This window comes from Alicyclobacillus fastidiosus, assembly GCF_026651875.1.
Classification (GTDB): domain Bacteria; phylum Bacillota; class Bacilli; order Alicyclobacillales; family Alicyclobacillaceae; genus Alicyclobacillus; species Alicyclobacillus fastidiosus.
Window position 1 is genome coordinate 5,524,804 of record NZ_CP104067.1, and the last position, 18,484, is coordinate 5,543,287.

16 protein-coding genes are annotated in these 18,484 nt (G+C 49.3%); 7 read left to right on the forward strand and 9 right to left on the reverse strand.

Annotated features, from left to right (window positions below):
- Window positions 1-21 precede the first annotated feature (21 nt).
- On the reverse strand, window positions 22-1,818 hold the full coding sequence (locus tag NZD89_RS26835) for an efflux RND transporter periplasmic adaptor subunit (RefSeq protein ID WP_268005687.1): 1,797 nt from the start codon (window positions 1,816-1,818) through the stop codon (window positions 22-24).
- Between the two features lie 273 nt (window positions 1,819-2,091).
- Here NZD89_RS26835 and NZD89_RS26840 point away from each other — a divergent pair, with 273 nt between their 5' ends.
- Window positions 2,092-2,958, forward strand: a complete 867-nt coding sequence (locus tag NZD89_RS26840) for an SGNH/GDSL hydrolase family protein (RefSeq protein ID WP_268005688.1) — start codon at window positions 2,092-2,094, stop codon at window positions 2,956-2,958.
- 462 nt (window positions 2,959-3,420) lie between these two features.
- Here NZD89_RS26840 and NZD89_RS26845 read toward each other — a convergent pair whose 3' ends face one another.
- The 8 genes from NZD89_RS26845 to NZD89_RS26880 all read right to left on the reverse strand — a co-directional run bounded on the left by NZD89_RS26845 (window position 3,421) and on the right by NZD89_RS26880 (window position 10,707).
- Window positions 3,421-4,032: an MFS transporter gene (locus tag NZD89_RS26845; protein WP_326492959.1), complete on the reverse strand. Its 612-nt coding sequence runs from the start codon at window positions 4,030-4,032 to the stop codon at window positions 3,421-3,423.
- The gene (locus NZD89_RS26850) at window positions 3,992-5,353 is read right to left on the reverse strand and encodes an IS4 family transposase (protein ID WP_268004608.1); all 1,362 of its coding nucleotides are present in this window, start codon (window positions 5,351-5,353) and stop codon (window positions 3,992-3,994) included. The genes NZD89_RS26845 and NZD89_RS26850 overlap by 41 nt, the downstream gene beginning before the upstream one ends.
- Before the next feature lie 121 nt (window positions 5,354-5,474).
- The gene (locus tag NZD89_RS26855; RefSeq protein WP_268005690.1) at window positions 5,475-6,263 is read right to left on the reverse strand and encodes an MFS transporter; all 789 of its coding nucleotides are present in this window, start codon (window positions 6,261-6,263) and stop codon (window positions 5,475-5,477) included.
- Window positions 6,264-6,382: 119 nt separating this feature from the next.
- A complete protein-coding gene (locus NZD89_RS26860) occupies window positions 6,383-7,291 on the reverse strand; it encodes a dihydrodipicolinate synthase family protein (protein WP_268005691.1) in 909 nt (302 codons plus the stop codon).
- 96 nt (window positions 7,292-7,387) lie between these two features.
- Complete coding sequence (locus NZD89_RS26865; RefSeq protein ID WP_268005692.1) at window positions 7,388-8,305, reverse strand: dihydrodipicolinate synthase family protein; 918 nt, start codon at window positions 8,303-8,305, stop codon at window positions 7,388-7,390.
- 46 nt (window positions 8,306-8,351) lie between these two features.
- On the reverse strand, window positions 8,352-8,951 hold the full coding sequence (locus tag NZD89_RS26870) for a DAK2 domain-containing protein (protein ID WP_268005693.1): 600 nt from the start codon (window positions 8,949-8,951) through the stop codon (window positions 8,352-8,354).
- 28 nt (window positions 8,952-8,979) lie between these two features.
- On the reverse strand, window positions 8,980-9,978 hold the full coding sequence (locus tag NZD89_RS26875) for a dihydroxyacetone kinase subunit DhaK (protein ID WP_268005694.1): 999 nt from the start codon (window positions 9,976-9,978) through the stop codon (window positions 8,980-8,982).
- Window positions 9,979-9,990: 12 nt separating this feature from the next.
- Complete coding sequence (locus NZD89_RS26880) at window positions 9,991-10,707, reverse strand: FadR/GntR family transcriptional regulator (protein WP_268005695.1); 717 nt, start codon at window positions 10,705-10,707, stop codon at window positions 9,991-9,993.
- 266 nt (window positions 10,708-10,973) lie between these two features.
- Between NZD89_RS26880 and NZD89_RS26885 the strand changes: the two genes are divergently transcribed.
- The 6 genes from NZD89_RS26885 (at window position 10,974) to NZD89_RS26910 (ending at window position 18,164) form a co-directional block, all read left to right on the forward strand.
- Complete coding sequence (locus NZD89_RS26885) at window positions 10,974-12,221, forward strand: MFS transporter (protein WP_268005696.1); 1,248 nt, start codon at window positions 10,974-10,976, stop codon at window positions 12,219-12,221.
- A gap of 494 nt (window positions 12,222-12,715) precedes the next feature.
- Window positions 12,716-13,174 (forward strand): MarR family winged helix-turn-helix transcriptional regulator, encoded by a 459-nt coding sequence (locus NZD89_RS26890; protein WP_268005697.1) that lies wholly within the window; start codon window positions 12,716-12,718, stop codon window positions 13,172-13,174.
- 213 nt (window positions 13,175-13,387) lie between these two features.
- Complete coding sequence (locus NZD89_RS26895) at window positions 13,388-13,855, forward strand: MarR family winged helix-turn-helix transcriptional regulator (protein ID WP_268005698.1); 468 nt, start codon at window positions 13,388-13,390, stop codon at window positions 13,853-13,855.
- A complete protein-coding gene (locus tag NZD89_RS26900) occupies window positions 13,852-14,508 on the forward strand; it encodes an HlyD family secretion protein (protein WP_268005699.1) in 657 nt (218 codons plus the stop codon). Before NZD89_RS26895 ends, NZD89_RS26900 begins: the two co-directional genes overlap by 4 nt.
- A gap of 50 nt (window positions 14,509-14,558) precedes the next feature.
- A complete protein-coding gene (locus tag NZD89_RS26905; protein ID WP_268005700.1) occupies window positions 14,559-16,163 on the forward strand; it encodes a DHA2 family efflux MFS transporter permease subunit in 1,605 nt (534 codons plus the stop codon).
- An 18-nt stretch (window positions 16,164-16,181) separates the two neighbouring features.
- Complete coding sequence (locus tag NZD89_RS26910) at window positions 16,182-18,164, forward strand: efflux RND transporter periplasmic adaptor subunit (protein WP_268005701.1); 1,983 nt, start codon at window positions 16,182-16,184, stop codon at window positions 18,162-18,164.
- The last annotated feature ends 320 nt before the right edge of the window (window positions 18,165-18,484 follow it).

Sequence of the window (18,484 nt, forward strand, 5' to 3'; positions counted from 1 at the left end):
AAGACTGGGCCTTACGTCAGTCTAATTCGCCTTCGATCCGTCCTCCGACACAACCTTCACCTTATCTCCATCCGAGAGGAGGTTTTGCCCTTGCACGACGATCTTGTCGCCAACCTCAAGCCCGCTCGTGATTTGGTATTGCGTACTCGACATCGCCCCCACCTGGACAATCCGGCTGTGAACCACACCCTTTTGCTCGACGAAGACTTCCTCCGCACCACTCTGCATGCTAAGTACCGCATCGGCCGGCACTAAAATGACCTTCTTCGTCGCGGAATTGGCCAATTGCGCCTCTACCTGTAATCCTGGCAGGAGCTGTGAGTGGCTTCCGTCAATCGTGATATCCACCGGATATTGATTGGTCGTCTGATTGAGCTCTGGATGGACGTCCAACACCTTGCCTGAAAAAGTCTGGTTTAAACTCGGCACCTGGATGTTCATCGCAGCGCCCGCGTGCACTTTGCCAATGTCCGATTCCGGCACATTGACCGTCGTCATGATAGGGCTCGTCGACGCGATGGTGATGAGCGTGGTTTGCGGCCCCACCTGCTGTCCAACCTGGGCACCGACCGATTGCACGACGCCGGAAATCGGCGACACCACACGTCCGTCCTGAATCTGGACCTGCAGCGATTTCTGCGCCGTATCCGCCTGAACCTGATCTTGTCGCAACGCATTGGCTGCGTTGTCCAGCGTTTCCTTCTGCTGCGTCTTATCCGCGGAGATCTTCTTCGCCAACCCGAGTGACGTCACTGCGGCGTCATATTGCGCCTGTGCCTGCTTCAACGACGCCTGCGCCGCGGTCACCGCCACTTTCGCCTGCTGTGCCGTATTGCTGTCACTCGCCGGCGGCGCCGCATCCGCGACCCCCTTCTTGGCATTGGCCAAATTGGCCTGCGCTTGCGACAAGGTACTCTGCGCCGAGGCCACGCTCTGGTTCCCGGAGTTGTATTGCTGCTGAGCCTGTTGAAGCGTGTTGTACCCACTACTCAAACTCTGATAAACGGTTTGATCCGCCGTCATCGTCGCCGCATACGGATTGGTTCCGACGTATCCACCCTGTTGCCAGGACTGGTAGTGTGACAGGGCTTCCTGGTAGGCTTCGGAGGCCTGTTGAATCTGGTCTTCCGTGATCGATCCGTATTGTGCCTGCGCCGTGTCCAAGGCCTGCTTCAGTATCGTTAAATTGCTCTGTGCGATATCCAATCCCTGTTGTGCAGATGTAACGGCCTGCTCATCCGCATCGACCACCGCCTGCAACGCCGATTGATCTTCCGGCGTCGTGGCCGTCCCACTGAGCGTTTGCTGCTCCTGAAGTTGCGCCTTCTGCAGATTCACCTGAGCCGTCTGTAAGGCTGCCGCCTGTTCCGATACGGCACTTTGCGCCGACGAAACCTGTTGCTCTGCATTTACGTTATCGTTATATAATGCCTGTGCGTCAGCATACTGCTGTTGCGCGCTGACGACCGCCGCGTTCGCTTGGTCAGCCGCATTTTCTTGCGGAACGACGGTAGATGGGTCTAGCGACGCCAACGTCTCACCAGCTTGAATGGTCTGTCCCACACGAACGTTTAACTGTGAGAGTTGCCCAGACCCCGCTGGTGCTAAAGTCGTCTGAATGTATGGTGTGACCGTTCCCAAGTAGGTATCGCCAATCGACTGGTTGCTCAATTGAACCGTCTGAACACTGACGGCTTCCGGTGGCACTGGCGTCGACTTGGCGGTTGCTCCCTTCAAGCCACATCCAGCCACGCCCCCTACTGCAATCAGTCCGACACTGATGAGCAAGGATGCCTGTTTCTGTGCAAGATTCCCCATTTTTGTAGTCCTCTCTGATCTCGTTCCAAACGTGGGTGTTGACACGTTTGCCACTTGATTCTTATCTTGTTGAATTGTTTAGAAACTATAGTACATATCGTCGGGGTTTGAGCGGTTTTTTGCAAGACGTAAAAATAGGAGTTTGTGAGGGAAATGAGGCAATTCGGCCGCGTGTTGACGATGGAATCCACGAATTCTATCTGTATATGAATATCAAAATATATACATAGATAAATATCGGTTTATATAATCCTCTTCCGGATGGCTTGACACGTGCTGGGAGGGACGAGCCCCGAAGGCACGAGACTTCAATTCAAGGAAGTTTGGATGTCCGTGGTCTATCGTAAACAAGTGAATATGGGGGTGGTTCCGATAAAGAAGCTGCATCGTCGCGTCGGAATTGGGGCAAGTATTGCCGCTGCCGCCATCGCAGGTTTCCTGATTGGCGATTACATGAATATGCCGTTACCCAGTCCGATTGTCACGGTCAAGGCGGACGCCTCGCTCCCTCCCACAGCCACCAAGGAGAACGTGATGGTCGTCGGTGGTTCAATGGCGCACGGCTGGAAAGATCCGAATGACGACAGTTATTTGAAGCGGGCGTTTCAATCCCTGACGGACAGTACCAACGTGACTTACGAATATCATGACAAGACGATTGTCGGCGGATCTGCCACCACAGTCTCGAAATCCAAGTTCGAAAGTTGGCTGCAAGGTGTGAAACCAAACGTGGTGGTCCTGTCCTGGGGATTTCTGAACGACGCCCACAACAAGGTATCCCCGACTGCCATCCGCCAAGCGATATCGGATGAAATTACGGAAGCGCTCGCGGCCCATGCCGTCGTGCTTGTCGTATCGCCCCCGGTGACAGAGGCGTCGGAAACGAACTACGAGACACTCACCAACGAGTATGTCTCAGAGGAGTTTGCAGCCGCCAAATCCATAGAAAACCCAAACGTCTATGACATGGATGTATTGAATCAGATGCGCTCCTTTTTGACCGCTCACAACGAAACGTGGCGACAATATTTCGGGGATTCCTGGCATCCCAACCAGGCCGGACATGAATTGGCGGGCTCTCTTTTGTTTAACGACCTCATCGAAACCTTTCACCAAGCCCCGATTCGGAGCAAGGACTAATCTTTATGGCAGGGCTGCCCGTGGAGAAGTTTTGATACAAGTGGCAACTGCAAGGCTCCCCCGCGTAACTCTGCTGCATCGCAAGTCCGTACCGTTTTGCATTGTGGCGTGATGAATCCTCGCAGAGGAGCCCTGCATGTAAAACAAATGGGTCGAGCCAAACTTTGCGGGACCGAATGCTTTACTCCGCCTGTATGATGAGGTTTATGGCTTCTTCAAAAGCGACTTAAGGTAAGGGATGTTTCTCTAGAACTGCTTCCTAAGGAGAGCAGACTTTACCATGGTCTGCTTACAGGCGGTTCATAACACAGGAGGATAGGTAGTAGACAATGGGAACGAATCGTGTTGCTCTAAATAATCGCTTGTAACGAAATCACGCATAGAGTAGGGGCTAATGCAGAGGGTGGTGCAAAAATTACTTCATGTAAACTGGAGCCACTTGAATATCCCGAGGCCGTTTCGTCATAGCTGAACGTCTTTTGGCTGATTTGCGTTGGAAGTCTTCACTAAGGATATTGGCTCAATTTTTCCTAAACCGAATTGGTAAAGTGCTGCGCCCAGTAGACAGCATAAACCAGACACCACGAGTGCCGATACAAACGAATGCGTAATTTGAACAATGATACCTGTAATGATAGGCCCTACGATTCCTGCTGTGTTGGAAACCGCTCCCTGTAACCCAGCAACCATTGAAGCGGAATTAGGCGGAGCAACGTGACTTGGGAGCGCCCATACGATACACCCAGCGGATTGCAACCCAAAAGTGCATATCGCCAGTAGTATGACGCACCACACGGCGGAGTGTGTAAAGCCAGCAAATGCGACGCTTGTAGCGATCAGCATCCCACCGACTAAGTTGACCTTCCTTGCAGCGGTTAAAGATACGCCCCTACTCATGAGGTGATCAGAGAACCAGCCCCCAAACCAATCCCCTAGGATCCCCGCAGCCGGAGGTATCATGGCGACACCGCCCATCTGCATTAAACTCATTCCGCGCGCCTGTACCAGATAAGACGGAAACCAGGTTATAAACTCAACTTTCGCAGGCCAAAACAGGGAGATATGCCTTGATATAGCTGGGTAAACCGTCGATCCACCGCTGTAGTTGACTGCGAATCAGTTTCGAGAGTCGTTTGCCTGCCTTCTTGGAAACATCATTTACAAGTTCAACCAATTGGCTCAATGCGATGGCCCAGTCCAGTTCGCTCACTTCGTCGCAGAGCATTAGAAATAGATTCCCCAATGTACGGTTGTCCGTGCTCTGGCGGTGCTGCCAAGCTAACAGAATATACCGTGAAAAGACAATCGTCGTGTGGCTGATGAGCATGTCATAGGAACGTCCTTGAAACTCTTTCTGCAGACGCAGTAATGATTTTGTGCATTTGAAGAACACTTCAATGTCCCATCGAATGCCGTAAATCTGTACGATTTTCTCGACCGTCAGCGTCGTATCTGTAGACAGGATAGCCAGCCATTCCTTCTTGTTGGTTCGGTGACGAACGAACACCATTTTGATCGGGATGCCTGGGCGCAGTTGAGTATGTATGGACCTTAAGATTCCTTTCTTCGTACTTTGAACGGGCGTAGCAGCGTAGTACAGCTCTTGCAAGGACAGGCACCGTCCGTCGAGTAAATATCGTTTGTTGTCCGCCTTGACCATTCCGATGACGTCCAGTCCCCTATCCAGCACGGCTTGAATCAACGGAGCGTGCGTGAACCAACTGTCCATCAATACGTACGAGGCATTCATTCCAGCAGACAGAGCACGGTCAATCATGGCAGGGATGATATCTGGGGCCGGGAGAAGTGATTCCATTCTGCGTTTGTATCCGTGAGTGCGTTTATCAATCGATTGACCCAAGCCTTGAATCTGCGACTTGACGGAACTGAGGAGAGAAAAGTCCACTGGGACGAATGTATGACCGTCAGACCAGCCTAACGTCAACATACGAAATCCCTTGTAGTAGCAATTCCGTGCATGGTCTTTGAATCGAGCCAAGAGTTCCACGCACTTACTCCTGTTCCGCTCATACATGGAGTCATCGACAACGAATACGCTGACACGCTTGTCAGATGTTAACGAACTGGTTTTGTTCACGGCCTCCACACTGAGCAATAGGAGAAAGCGTCGCCATGCAAATCCGGCATGATTGAGAAAACGGTACACAGCATCCTTGCCAGGATATGATTCTGACTTTGCGCTATCAAGAAATTGAAACCAGTTTCGATGATGGAAGATGAGCACAAACACAAGCTGGAATAGGTAGGAACACGCAACCCCAAACCTCTTGGTGATGCCAGCATTACGCAGATGCTTAAGGACCTTTAGTTCTTGAAAGGCAGGACGAATTTCGACAGGCAATTGATTGTTGTTTTCCGTCTCATAACCTATCATATAGGAGAGCACCTCTTCCGGTATGGTAGTGTTTGGTCGCATTTACTATACCAAAGGAAGTGGTGCTTTTGATTTGTCAACGCTAATATTCTAATCCGTTCAAGTCTTTACGCCACAAGGGCTAGCTACACATTTCACTCTGCGAAAGTTGAGTTATAAAGAAATACGATGTGTAATTCAACATGAAAAACGCGATACACATGGAGATAATGTTTCGGTGACATAGGATGTGATACCACTTTACACGGCTGGAGAAGTCCGACTGATCTTGTGGTTGACCGGCACGAATATGAGTAAGCTCTGCCTGATTTACGTACCGATGTTTCTCGGGGTCTCGGTAGTATACCCACCATATCGTCACCCAAATGAATCCGAGCACACCTGATACAATAAACGGTATTTCCCATCCGAATCTTGTAAGTAACCACACGACCAGCGGCATGGCCAAGGCTGCTCCTACTTTGTTCCCACTATCGAATATACCTGCAACTCGGGCGCGTTCTTTTACAGGGAACCACTTTGATGTAATACCTGCGTTTGCTGGATAAGCACCGGATTCCCCAATTCCCATAATCAGACGAATCCATATCAAGGAACCAGCGCTTCGTACCAAAGCTGTCGCCGCAGTCGCTAGCGACCACCAGAGACATGAAAGCGCGAGAGAGATTCGCTGTCCTATTTTGTCTGCAAGCCATCCGGACGGGATCATAAAAACAACATAACTCCAGAAGAAAGAGGACATCACGACTCCCATCTCCGCAGGCGAGATATGGAATTGTTTTTCTAGTACGGGTGCAGCAGCGGAAAGGTTGGTACGGTCCACAAAATTAATAGCGATCACAGCCCACATGAGAATGGAGATCTTCCAGCGGACGGTTGTTCGCTTTTCGCCTATTCCAGCCTCACTCATTTCATATTCCTCCTTCTGATAATTCCAATCCAGAAAATTAACTTGTCCGCCAAACCCATATAACATGATGGGCGGTCCATTACGGATGGCCGCCCACCTGCTTTATTCGAGAAACACACTTATGCTCTGTTTACAGCGGACACTGCAAACCCCGCCTGGACGAGTCTATTTCGAATTTCCTCTCTCTTCTCATCACTCGGTGGCAAAATTGGACTCCGAGCAGGCCCGACTTTGCGCCCCATTAGCTCAATTGCTGTCTTGGCCAGAAATGGCATATCAGGTCCCTCAATAGAGCGCCAAACAGGAAGCAATCTATCATGGAGCGCCTTGGCACCAGCGTGATCACCGGCTTGAACCTTATTCCACAGGTCGATGGTGGCCTCGGGGAGAACAGCCAACATGCAGGTAATGGCGCCATCTACCCCCAGGCAAAAAGCGGGGTATAACATGTCGTCAATACCGGTCACTACCGTGACTCGATCATGGAGTTGATGCATCATGTCCGCAACCTTGTGCATGTCTCCACCACTTTGTTTGACACCAGCGACCCAAGGGGCATTCTCCACGATGACTGTCATCGCATGAACGTCAATGGGTACCCATGGAACCACGTTGTAAATGAGAATGGGTAGCTTGGTCGCTTCCCCAATGCGTTGGAAGTGCTGAACGAGTCCCCCAGTGGTCGGTGTCCATAAGTAGTGCGGCGGTGTCACCTGCAGAGAACTTACGCCTGCCTCTTTGGCGGCTTTAGACTTGCGAACAGCTTCAGCAGTTGAATCTGCAATGATACCACCGATAACAGGTACCCGGTCCTTTACCTGTTCTACCACAGTTTTACAAAGTGTGTATACTTCTTCTTCCGAGAAACCTGCTCCCTCACCTGTGCTTCCGCCAATGCAAATTCCGTGAACACCAGATTGTATCAGGAATTCAGTTTCCTCTCGAATTGCCTTAACATCCAATTCCTCCGTATCCCAAGTAAACGCTGTCACCATCGGTGGGATGATCCCCTGGATATCCAATTTCATATCATTACACCTCTTCGTGATAATCTGATTATATTGAGGTTAAATTGGTAGGTGAATAACCCAACACTTTGAGACCCTACACCTTCCAACAAAGTGTTACATCGATGTGGGCGATACACAGTTCGGTTGCAAAACTCCGGCTGCAACCAGCGCGTTTCGAATCTTTTCCTTTTCGCTCTGTGTTGGTTCAATACCCGGACTTCTAGTAATTCCCGAGGATCTCCCAAGTTGTCGAATCGCCTCTTTAATCTTGGCGGGGAAATTCACGCCTGAGATTGCCTGAACAACGGGTAGAATACGTTGGTGCAGTACTTCGGCAGATTGGTAGTCCTTACGCAGATACGCTTGCCATTGCTCGACGATGAGTTCTGGAATGATGGCCGAAGGAGCCACAATGGACCCTTGAGCACCAATCACATAAGTAGGGAACAACAAATCGTCTACTGCGCTCATCACAATGATACGATTCCCACACTGTTGAACCATTTCAGCCAACTTGTGAATATCTCCCCCACTCTGTTTTATCGCAACAATTTCGGGGATGTCAGCCAGTTTGATCAAACACTCAGGTGAAATCACGTTATGCGGTACGACGTTGTAAATAATAATTGGCAACCCAATTTCCTCGGCAATCTTTTGGTAGAATTTGAAGTTCCCTTCATCTCCGGGTGCCAGTACGTGGTAGTGTACAGGTGTTATCATCAATGCCTTTACACCCGTTGTTGCGACTGCTTTTGCTGTTCGTAGTGCATCACGGGTGCAATTACGGATAATGCCTGCTACTACAGGAACTCTACCATCCGTTTCTGCAACCGCTAGCGCGCACAATCGGCTCAACTCTTCATCAGTCAAAACGGCACCTTCGCCAGTAGAACCTCCTACGCTAATTCCATCCACTCCAGCCGCCAACATGTAACGCACTTGTTCTACAAAGGCGACTTCGTCTACTTCTTCTCTTTCATCAAAAGGTGTAACGGTTGTCGCAATAATTCCCTTCAACCATGGAGTATTCAAACAAAGTCCCCCTCTCCAACAAACGTTGGGCGAATTTTTGCATTGCCTAGCTCAATTTGTGCAGAGTTTGATAGACCATGTAACAAAACCAAGCACCGCCGTCTATCTCGCCCACTACTCTGTCCCCCACCCAGCTTGCGCGACCTGTCTTCGGTGATAGGGCTTTTGTTTTTTTCGCACCGTCTAAAGCTGCATTTTTAGCACACGCAAGTGCTTCTTTTACGGTTTTCCCGCCTTCTGACGCATTTTGGTACGCCTCAAAAGCTGGAATAAAAGCGTCTAGCACGGTTCGATCACCAAGTTCAGCTCCGCCTCTTGCCTTCATATCCTCAATCATAGCCCTTTGGATTTTCAAGAAAGTCTCACTGCTTGGCATAGCCCCATCCGGTAAGGCTCGACCTGCTGCTGACAAAGCCATTGCAGTGAGAATCCCCATGGTCGACGGTGCTTTTCTTCGAATTAAGTTTCCACTTGCAATGAGCCAACTCTTTATATCCTCGTGCTCATATGAAGCCTGGTGAGCGGCTTCCGTTACAAGTTCTGCCGTGACGCCTAGATCACCATCTCCTTGAGCGCCGTCTAGTCGATTCAATTCATCCTTGGATGTCTTCGCCATATCCATCATCGCTGTTGTCAGTACAAGCAAACCCCTCAGCTCCTTTCTCTAAGAAGCGCTACAGTTGCTTAATAAAAGGCGTGTTGACAGGTGCCTGGAGAAGCGCTTTCATGGTTTCGTCCAATTTTAGAACCGATATTGAGAAACCAGCCATCTCCAAAGAAGTTGCATATTCTCCGACAAACGGCTTAAAGATTTTAATCCCTTTTTGACTGAGCCAACTGTGTGCTTCCTTGTAGGCGACGTACAGTTCCTCCAATGGAGTACTTCCAGTGCCATTGACGAGAATAGACACTTCATCGCCAGGCACTAAATCCAAATCTGCTGTCAGATGGGCGAGCAGTTGGGAAACAAGTTCTTTGGCAGGTGCTGTTTCTTGCCGTGAAATTCCAGGTTCCCCGTGAATTCCAATGCCTATTTCTACTTCATTATCTGCTATTTCAAATGTTGGTTTGCCAGACGCAGGAATGGTACAAGGTGAAAAACCGATACCCATCGTTCGAACGTTTATGACAACCTCTTCCGCTAACCTCTTCACCTCCTCCAAAGAGGCACCGGATTCAGCGCAGGCACCCGCTATTTTGTAAACAAAGAACACACCAGCCACGCCCCGACGTTTGCTCATTTGCTCGGCAGGCGCTGAAGCTACATCGTCCGTGACACGAACGGTTTCAACCTGAATCCCCTCGTCCCTTGCCATTTCGGCAGCAAGGTCAAAGTTCATCTTGTCCCCAAAGTAATTCCCATACAAATAGAGAACTCCAGCACCACCATCAATCGATTTCGTGACCGTTAACATTGCGTCGGCACTTGGGGAGCTAAACACATTGCCTACGCACGCACCATCAGCTAAGCCTTGGCCCACGTACCCCAAAAACACTGGCAAGTGGCCGTAACCACCACCGGTCGCAATTGCGACCTTGCCGCGAACCGGTGCATCACTGCGAACAATTACCCGTGGATCACCAACACTTCGCAGCATGTCTGAATGTGCTAACACGATGCCTCGTAATGATTCGTCTACAAAGTCCGATGGGTTATTTAAAATCTTTTTCACGGAGCATTCTCCTTACAAAGCGGGTGCATTTTGGTTTGATTCTGACTGCGCTGCGTCAAGCAATCCACGTTTCGAGATAAGGAGGTGCTGAATCATGTTTTCCTTCGCAGCCTCCGGGTTGCGCTCACGAATAAAGCGAAGGATTTCGTCATGTTGGCTCACGGCTTTCATCGCCTCCTTTGGAATAGAAAAGACCTTTTTGCGATAGTCTGTGAGCATCTTTTTAATGACGTTGTTCAGATTTTGTAGCAATGGGTTTTGAGACGACTCAAAAATCAAATCGTGGAATGCCTCATCGCCCAGCGAAATTTTCAAAACGTTATTTTCCATAATGAAACCAACGAACTCCTCATGGCATTTTTCTAGCCGCTCGAGTTGCTCATCGGTTGCTCTTTCAGCTGCCAAAAATGCAGCCATTGGCTCGAGCGCAAGTCGGGTTTCAAGCAAATGAAAAATTTCAGGTTGATATTGGTTGTACCAAGATACAAAGTTAGACGCATTGTAATTCTCTTGAGAGAGAACGTAGGAGCCTTTCGTCGGGCGAATTTCTATCACTCCTTCCGTTTCCAGAAGGTGCAGTGCTTCACGAACGGAGGAACGACCAACCATCAAGATTTTGGACAAATCTCTTTCATTGGGAAGTTTCCCGTCCGGTCTAATTTCCCCACTTTTAATAAAGTCCTTGATTCGCTGTGCGGTCATCTTTGCAACTGATTCTCTCTGTGCCACGTGTGTCTCTCCTTCGCACGATGGTCTGACCACTGAAGGCTTATAGTCATTATAGTCAGACTAATAACCCCTAATCAACACCTATTTTCTCACTTGATTTTATTTGTATGCGGTTTCATAATACCTGTAGTCAGACCAATAAATGGACGCAAACGTTTAGCCTAAGGGAGTGAATCGAATTGGGGAATGTATCACCGCAGAATGAATTTGCCGGGAGCAGTCGGCTGGTTCGTCCGAGAGCAAGGAACGTTCGCTGGATTGTCGTTGTGATCCTTACACTGTTATCAATCATTAACTATTTGGATCGCGGGAATCTTTCAGTCGCAGCTCCGCTCATTATGAAGGATCTCCACATGAACCCGGCAGCCATGGGTGTCATTCTATCCTCCTTTGTCTGGCCTTACGCTGTTATGAATTTACCTTCCGGATGGGCTGTAGACAAATTCGGCACCAAAGTGATGATGTCCATCGCGGTCGGCTTCTGGTCCGTTGTGGCTGTAGCTACTGGCTTCATGAGAACCATGGGCACTTTTATCCTGACTCGCGTTCTCCTTGGCGTCGGCGAATCAGCCATGTTTCCCGCTGCCATTAAAGCAACAAATGCGTGGTTTCCAAAACATGAAAAAGGATTTGCAACCAGTATCTTTATTGCAGGAACACAGGTTGGTCTCGCTATCTCTCCACTATTGTCAACGGCTCTTATGTTGGCATTTGGATGGCAAGCCATGTTCATTATTATTGGCTCCATCGGATTCTTGGTTCTCATTGGATGGATCATTTTATATAAAGATCCCCAAAAACATAAATGGTTAAGCAGAGAGGAATTTCAGTACATTCGCTCATTAGCGATAGATCCCACAACCAGTCAGGATCGGGTACAGTCTCAAAACAAAATTACACTTGTACAGTGGGTTAAGCTTTTCGGGCAGTTTTCTACGTGGGCGATGATTATCGGCGACTTTGCTCTTCAATACCTGTTTTGGTTCTATATCACTTGGCTACCTACGTACCTAGAAAAATCTGAACATTTATCCATTTCTAAAACCGGATTGTATGCATCGCTTCCTTTCATAGCAGGCACATTAGGCGTTTTGATTGGAGGGAAGATATCCGACTGGTTTATTGCAAAGGGAATGACGAGACTGAACGGCAGAAGATATACGATTGCACTAGGAGCCGTGTTGACAGCCGTGGCACTGCTCATCACCGCATTCGTGCATAATCAGGGACTCGCAATTACATTGCTAACGATTGGAATGTTCACGTACAGTTTATGTTCCGCACCAATTTGGGCGCTCGCTACCGATGTAGTGGAATCTGATACATACGTCGCCTCCATTGGAAGCATTCAAAATTTCGGAGGTTTCTTGGGTGGTGCATTTGCGCCCATTGTCACCGGGGTGCTGGTTGCATCATTTGGTGGCTTTGCAATTGCTCTGGTTGTAACAGCGATTCTAGCATTCATTTCGGCCATCATGTACGCCCTTGTGCTAAAGCGAGCAATTCAGGTGTAACAAAGAATGAATAAGTCGTACTAACCGTAAAGGTCAGCACAGGATACAGCCAGTGGCGGAATCGCCGTTTGTACGGAACATGATTTGGCAACTCGAGTAGTAGGGGGCTATGGCGTTGGCCCCCTAGCTCTGACACCACCATGTTTAGACGCGAATGGCGACGTATATACGCTAGGAGGTTGCAAACTCCTAAACTCTTGAGGCCTAGCGGTTCAAAGTACGTTGGGCCTGGCGCTATTCATATTGTCTTCCCCTCCCCAATATCCTCAACGTGAGCCCACCTGTGAACTTCGGTAAGAAATTGGCTCTTTCTCTGTACCGGCTGTTCCAATTTCATTTCAACACTCCCACCCGTTCTTCCTAAGCTCTTTAACTCATTCCACATTCAGTACCCCATGCAAAGATAGAATCATTTTCATACCATAGCTATTCAATCGTGATCCAATTGGTATAAGATTTCGACAGACAATAACTATTAGAATGAGGGTAAGGCAATGTATCAAACAGAAGATCTATATGAGCTGTCACATCGGCTCGGAAAACACTTAAGTACAATAGAGCAAAACAGTGTACAGCGAATTTCCGAGATGGTTACCCCCTCCGAGTTTAAGGTCTTAGAAATTCTTGTGGCCACGGGTGCCACCATGCTTTCATCCCTCGCGGATTTACTAGGATTAACCCCAGCATCACTCACGTATATTGCGGATAAATTAACTACTAGGGGCTTGGTTAATCGAAAATATGATGAGGTGGATAGACGCGTCGTGCGACTAGAAATTACTGAACTAGGTGGACATCTCGTCGCGGACGTACAGAACGAGAGAAATGTACATATTCACCGCCTGTTTGGAACCCTTAGCAACTCAGAGGTAATGAGTCTCGTGGATATATGCAACAAGTTATTAGACAGTATTGAGACACGGCCCATCCGTCTCGGAAGCCAAAATATCTAGGCGGTTTAAGAAGGCATCTAATGCTGGAACGCTCATTTGAACGCTCCAGCCCCCTATTATTCACAATTTTCAATACATGTATGGATACAGACCGAAATAGCCCAATTTCCTATATCGGAAAATAATTCTTGACTTCCCACCGTTCACAACCGAAAATGTTTTCTGGCTAAATAATTCTACATAATAATTTACGTACTCCCATGGAGGTGAAAAATGTCCCCACTTAATAAAAAATACGACACCACCTTGTACCGATTAATTTCCACTTATCGAGATTTATCGCTAGCGATTTCTCAAGAACTAAAACCGGTGGTAGAGGATTATGGAATCACCATTTTCCAATTCCGCATTCTGATTTGCCTCTGTGACAACGGAATGAACCTCACAGAGCTTGCGGAAAAAACGCACTCTTACAAGGGGTATACCAGTTCCGCTGTTGACGGACTTGTGTCGTCACGGATGGTAAGTCGGCACTATCCTCCGGAGGATAGGCGCTCTATCCATCTGCAAATCACAGATAAAGGGAAAGAAGTACTAGACCAGATCCTTGGAATCGGAACACCGTTTTACCAACGGTTGTCTGCTGCTTTCCACTTTCCTGAAGAAGAAATGGAACACTTTATTGAAGTACATCAAAACGTAATCGCCAACCTGGTCAATGGAGGGAAAGAAAGTCTATGAAAAAGGGTGTGTCAAGAGGCTTACAAATCGGCGGCGCTGTTGTCGTCGTGGCAGCAGTAGTGTTTGGGGGACTACGCTGGAATCACTCACGCCAATACATCTCTACGGATGACGCTTATATTGATGGACAGCAATACGCAATTGCGTCGCCTGTTGGTGGTAAGATCATCGACTGGCAAGGGACTGTCGGAGCGACCTTTGCTCCCAACGGCACGGTCGGTGAAGTAGAAGAACAGTCAGGCGACTCTACCTCCACCGTTTCCATTCCGGCACCGGCGAACGTGTCCATCATCCAGCAGGACACTGCAGATAATGAATACGTCGCTGCCGGTACGCCACTTGCCTATGCATATGACATGAGCAAGCTCTGGGTCACTGTCAATGTCAAGGAGACATTGATTCACGAGGTTCACGTCGGTGAACCAGTCGACATCAGCATTGACGCGTATCCAGGCCAAACTTTCCACGGTCAGGTAGCCCGTATTGGTTTGGCGACGGGCGACACGCTGTCTGTAGTTCCGAGCTCTAGTAACAACGCAAACTTTACAAAGGTGACGCAGATTGTGCCGGTCAAAGTCACGTTTACGACCTACCCGGATGAGCCAATTGTCCCTGGTTTTGATGTGACCGCACATATCAAGAAGAACGGATAACCTACGACCGATAAAGTCCATCCCAGCAAGTCGGAGAGGAGGGGAAAATAGTGAGTTCAAGTCCTGCAAATTCCGCCCACATTCAGGTCAAGGCACCATACTTACAACTGGTCATTGTCCTGCTCGGGTCGTTCATGGCCATCTTGGATACCAGCGTTGTAAACGTGGCAATTCCCAAAATGGAAGTCGCCTTGAACACCAACACAAGCAGTATTCAATGGGTCCTCACGGGATACATGCTCGTAACGGGGATCATTGTGCCAACTTCGGGATGGCTGATTGATACACTTGGCCCTAAAAAACTACTTATTTTCTCTTTAATTGTGTTCACCGTAGCGTCGGCATTGTGTGGTGTTGCTTGGAACTTGAGTAGCATCATCGCCTTCCGAATTCTCCAAGCGATCGGTGGTGGCCTCCTGCAGCCTGTTGCACAGACCATCATTTATCGTATTTTCCCACGTGAGAGAATTGGAGCGGTCATGGGACTATTTGGTGTCACCATTATGGCCGCACCTGCGTTTGGGCCCTTACTGAGTGGCTACTTCGTCGAATACTCGTCCTGGCGGCTCATTTTCTTTGTCAACGTCCCGATTGGGATCGTCGCCATTTTCATGGCAATCGTCTTCATGCACGAGTTCTCACATGAAGCGAAAGCCTCACTAGATGTGCTTGGCCTTACACTTTCGACGATTGGGTTCTTCGCCTTACTCTACGGGTTCAACAATGTTCCGGATCACGGTTGGGGATCGACCATTGTACGGGGTTCTGTAGCCGTTGGCGCTGTCTCTTTGATCTGCCTGGTGATTACGGAACTGCGCGTAAAAAATCCGTTGCTCCAACTGCGAGTCCTGACCAACTATACCTACACGGTAAGTCTCATTATTGTATCGCTTCTTAACGTCGCACTTTTTGTCGGGATTTTCCTGCTGCCGTTGTACCTGCAGAACATCATGGGCTATACCCCGATGCGATCCGGTATGTTTATGACACCAGCGGCTCTGGCCTCCGCCGTGATGATGCCCATCAGTGGTCGGCTCTTTGACAAAATCGGTGCGAGACCTTTAGGGCTCATTGGACTCGGTATCTTAACGGTGTCGACATTTGGTTTTACATTTTTAACCACAGAATCGACGTCAAGTCACATTCAGTTCCTGTACATCGTACGAAGTGTCGGCATGGGCCTGGCAATGATGCCAATTATGACAGCCGGTACCACTGCTCTCGTTGCAGTCGCGCCACAACTCGTGTCGCAAGCCGCAGCCGTGAACAATACCGTACGACAAGTTGCATCGGGCTTAGGAACAGCGCTGTTGACGGTGTATATGTCAAAGCGTGAAATTATTCGCTCTGCACAGTTATCGAGTCAGATGAATCCCGGATCACCGCAAGGACTACAGCTTACGGGACTTACCGATAAACTGGCCGCATCTGGATTATCACCGGCTGCTGCTCATTCGCAAGCAATTAGTCTGATTTATGCGCGGATCCAGAAGAACGGTTTTGTGCTGGGCATGAATGATACTTTCTTCATCTCCACCATTCTCGCTGGAGTGGCGTGGGCAATCACCATCTTTATTTATCGGGGTAAGAGACAAAAGCGGCCCGCACCGGTAAATCAGGCAAGAGGACAACAACAGTCCTTAGCGGTCGAATAATCGTCTGGAGGGATATCGATGGAAACACAAACCTCATTAAATTCCGAGCTTGGAGGCAGCCAAAATTACGGAAAAAACCCGCGTCGTAAATGGATTATGATCGGGGTTGCCGTCATCGTCGTTCTTGGTGCTGGCATTGCCGTCGCGGAGCGTCCGACAGCATCAGCGGCAGCGATTCCGCCGTCTGACTTGTATCAAGTACATTCTCTCGCGAGTGCAAAAACCATTGCAACCGAGGGGACGGTCCAAAGCACGTCCCAAATCAACTTATCTTTCCAAGGGCAAGCAGGTGGCCGCGTGACCGCTGTGAAGGTGGGTGTGGGCGACTATGTAAAGGCCGGGCAAGTTATCGCTACGCTCGATGACTCAGCCACCAAGAATGCGCTCCAGCAGGCTGAGTCCGCATTGGCTCAAGCTGAGGCTGGCGTTGCCCAGGCGCAAGGAAACGTGGCGCAGGCACAAGGCGGTGTCGCCCAGTCTCAAGCCGGGCTGGTCAAAGCAACAGAGGGCCCCACGACTGCAACGGTACAAGTAGCAAATTCGAACGTACAAAAAGCACAGGCTGCGTTGACGGCGGCCGAGCAACAATACAAAGATCAGCAGGCTGCTTACAATGACCGCTCGGTGGCCTATCAACAGTTGGTTGCGGCGCAAAACGCTGCCCAGGAGGCAAAGACGGCACTCGATACGGCACAAGCAGACCAGCAAACGCAAGTAGATGCCGCTCAGCAGGCTTTGACTGCGGCGCAAAACAATCTCCAAACGGCCCAAACCAATCTGGCCAGTGCACAGCAAAAAGACGGAGACATCACCGAGCAGCAGGTTCAAACCGCTTACCAAAACTATCAAACCGCCCTGTCGCGCTTCGATGGCTATCAAAGCGAGTTTGGAGATGCAAATAATCCTTACGCTTCACAGATGCAGAATTATGAGGAAGTCTACCAGGGGTTAGACCAAGGATACACAGAGTTACAGAGCGATCAAACGGCGTACAACTCAGCTGTTGCCACTGTCGCTCAAGCTCAATCACAGTTAACAGCAGCCCAAAATGGCTTATCGTCCGCTCAGAGCCAATATGACGCTGCGGAAAAGGCACTACAGACCGCACAGGCCACGTATAATGACAGAACCGCGGCAAAGCAAGCGTTGGACTCCGCACAAAGTCAAGTCCAACAAGCGAAAGCCGCATTAACCAATGCGCAAGCAGCTTATAATCAGACCGTTCAACCGTCCGATAAAGGCACATTAGATGCCGCACAAGCGAGCATTCAAACCTCGCAGGCCGGGGTCAAAACTGCGGATGCCGGCGTTCAGGCTGCAGATGCCCAGGTCAAATCAGCAGAAGCAGCCGTCAGTAATGCCGAATTGAATGAAAGCTACATGACCTTAAAAGCACCTGTAAGCGGCGTAATTACCGCCAAGAATATTCAACCTGGAGACACTGTTTCTGGCGGGCAAACGGCCTTTGTCATGGATGTTCAACAGCTCCAGGTCGCTCTACCCATCAGTGAATCACAAATGCCTTATGTACATCAGGGACAGAAGGTATCGCTTAGCGTTCCAGAGATTCCTGGCAAGACGTTTACTGCTACCATCTTTGAGATCGATCCGACGCCGATCCAGGGCAATGGAACGTCCTATCAAGCTTTGGCGACACTGGATAACCCTCCGCAAGCGCTGAAATCCGGCATGACAGGCCCTGTTACCATCGATGTCTCCGGCGACGAGGAGACTATGGTCGTCCCATCGATTGCACTGCACACGGTCAATGGTCAGCAAGGGGTATATGTGTATGACCCAGCTGCTGCGAAAACGAAGGCTGCAGAATCAGAAGCTGCTACACTAGGCCTACCGCAAAATGTGATGTTCCAGCCGGTGACGGTTTCCGGTCAAAACGCCTATCAGGATGAAGTAACCGCTGGTTTGAAGGATGGCGACAAGATTGTTCTTGGAGAGGGAGCATTCTTGGTGGGCGATAACGGTACAGAAGACCAGAGCTAAGTGCGTGACAAACCTTAACTGTATACCATTTCACAGTCCCGTTCAGTGATGAGCGGGGCTTTTTCAATGTGAGCACAATATACGGTCTCTTCGTTTGGAAAGACACATAAGTTTGCACAGAATTAAAGCTAGGGAGACTCATGACTTACATATGAGATTGGCTGTCTATTTCAAAGGGGCACCAGCCATTTACCCCTAAGAAGGTACTTTTCGGTCTATACATCTTCCGGTCAATTTCGGGGCTCTATTGGGTCTAAAGTAACGTCAAGTAGCATTAACCGTCTCTCATTAAGCATCAAAGGAAGTAATCCTAAATTCTC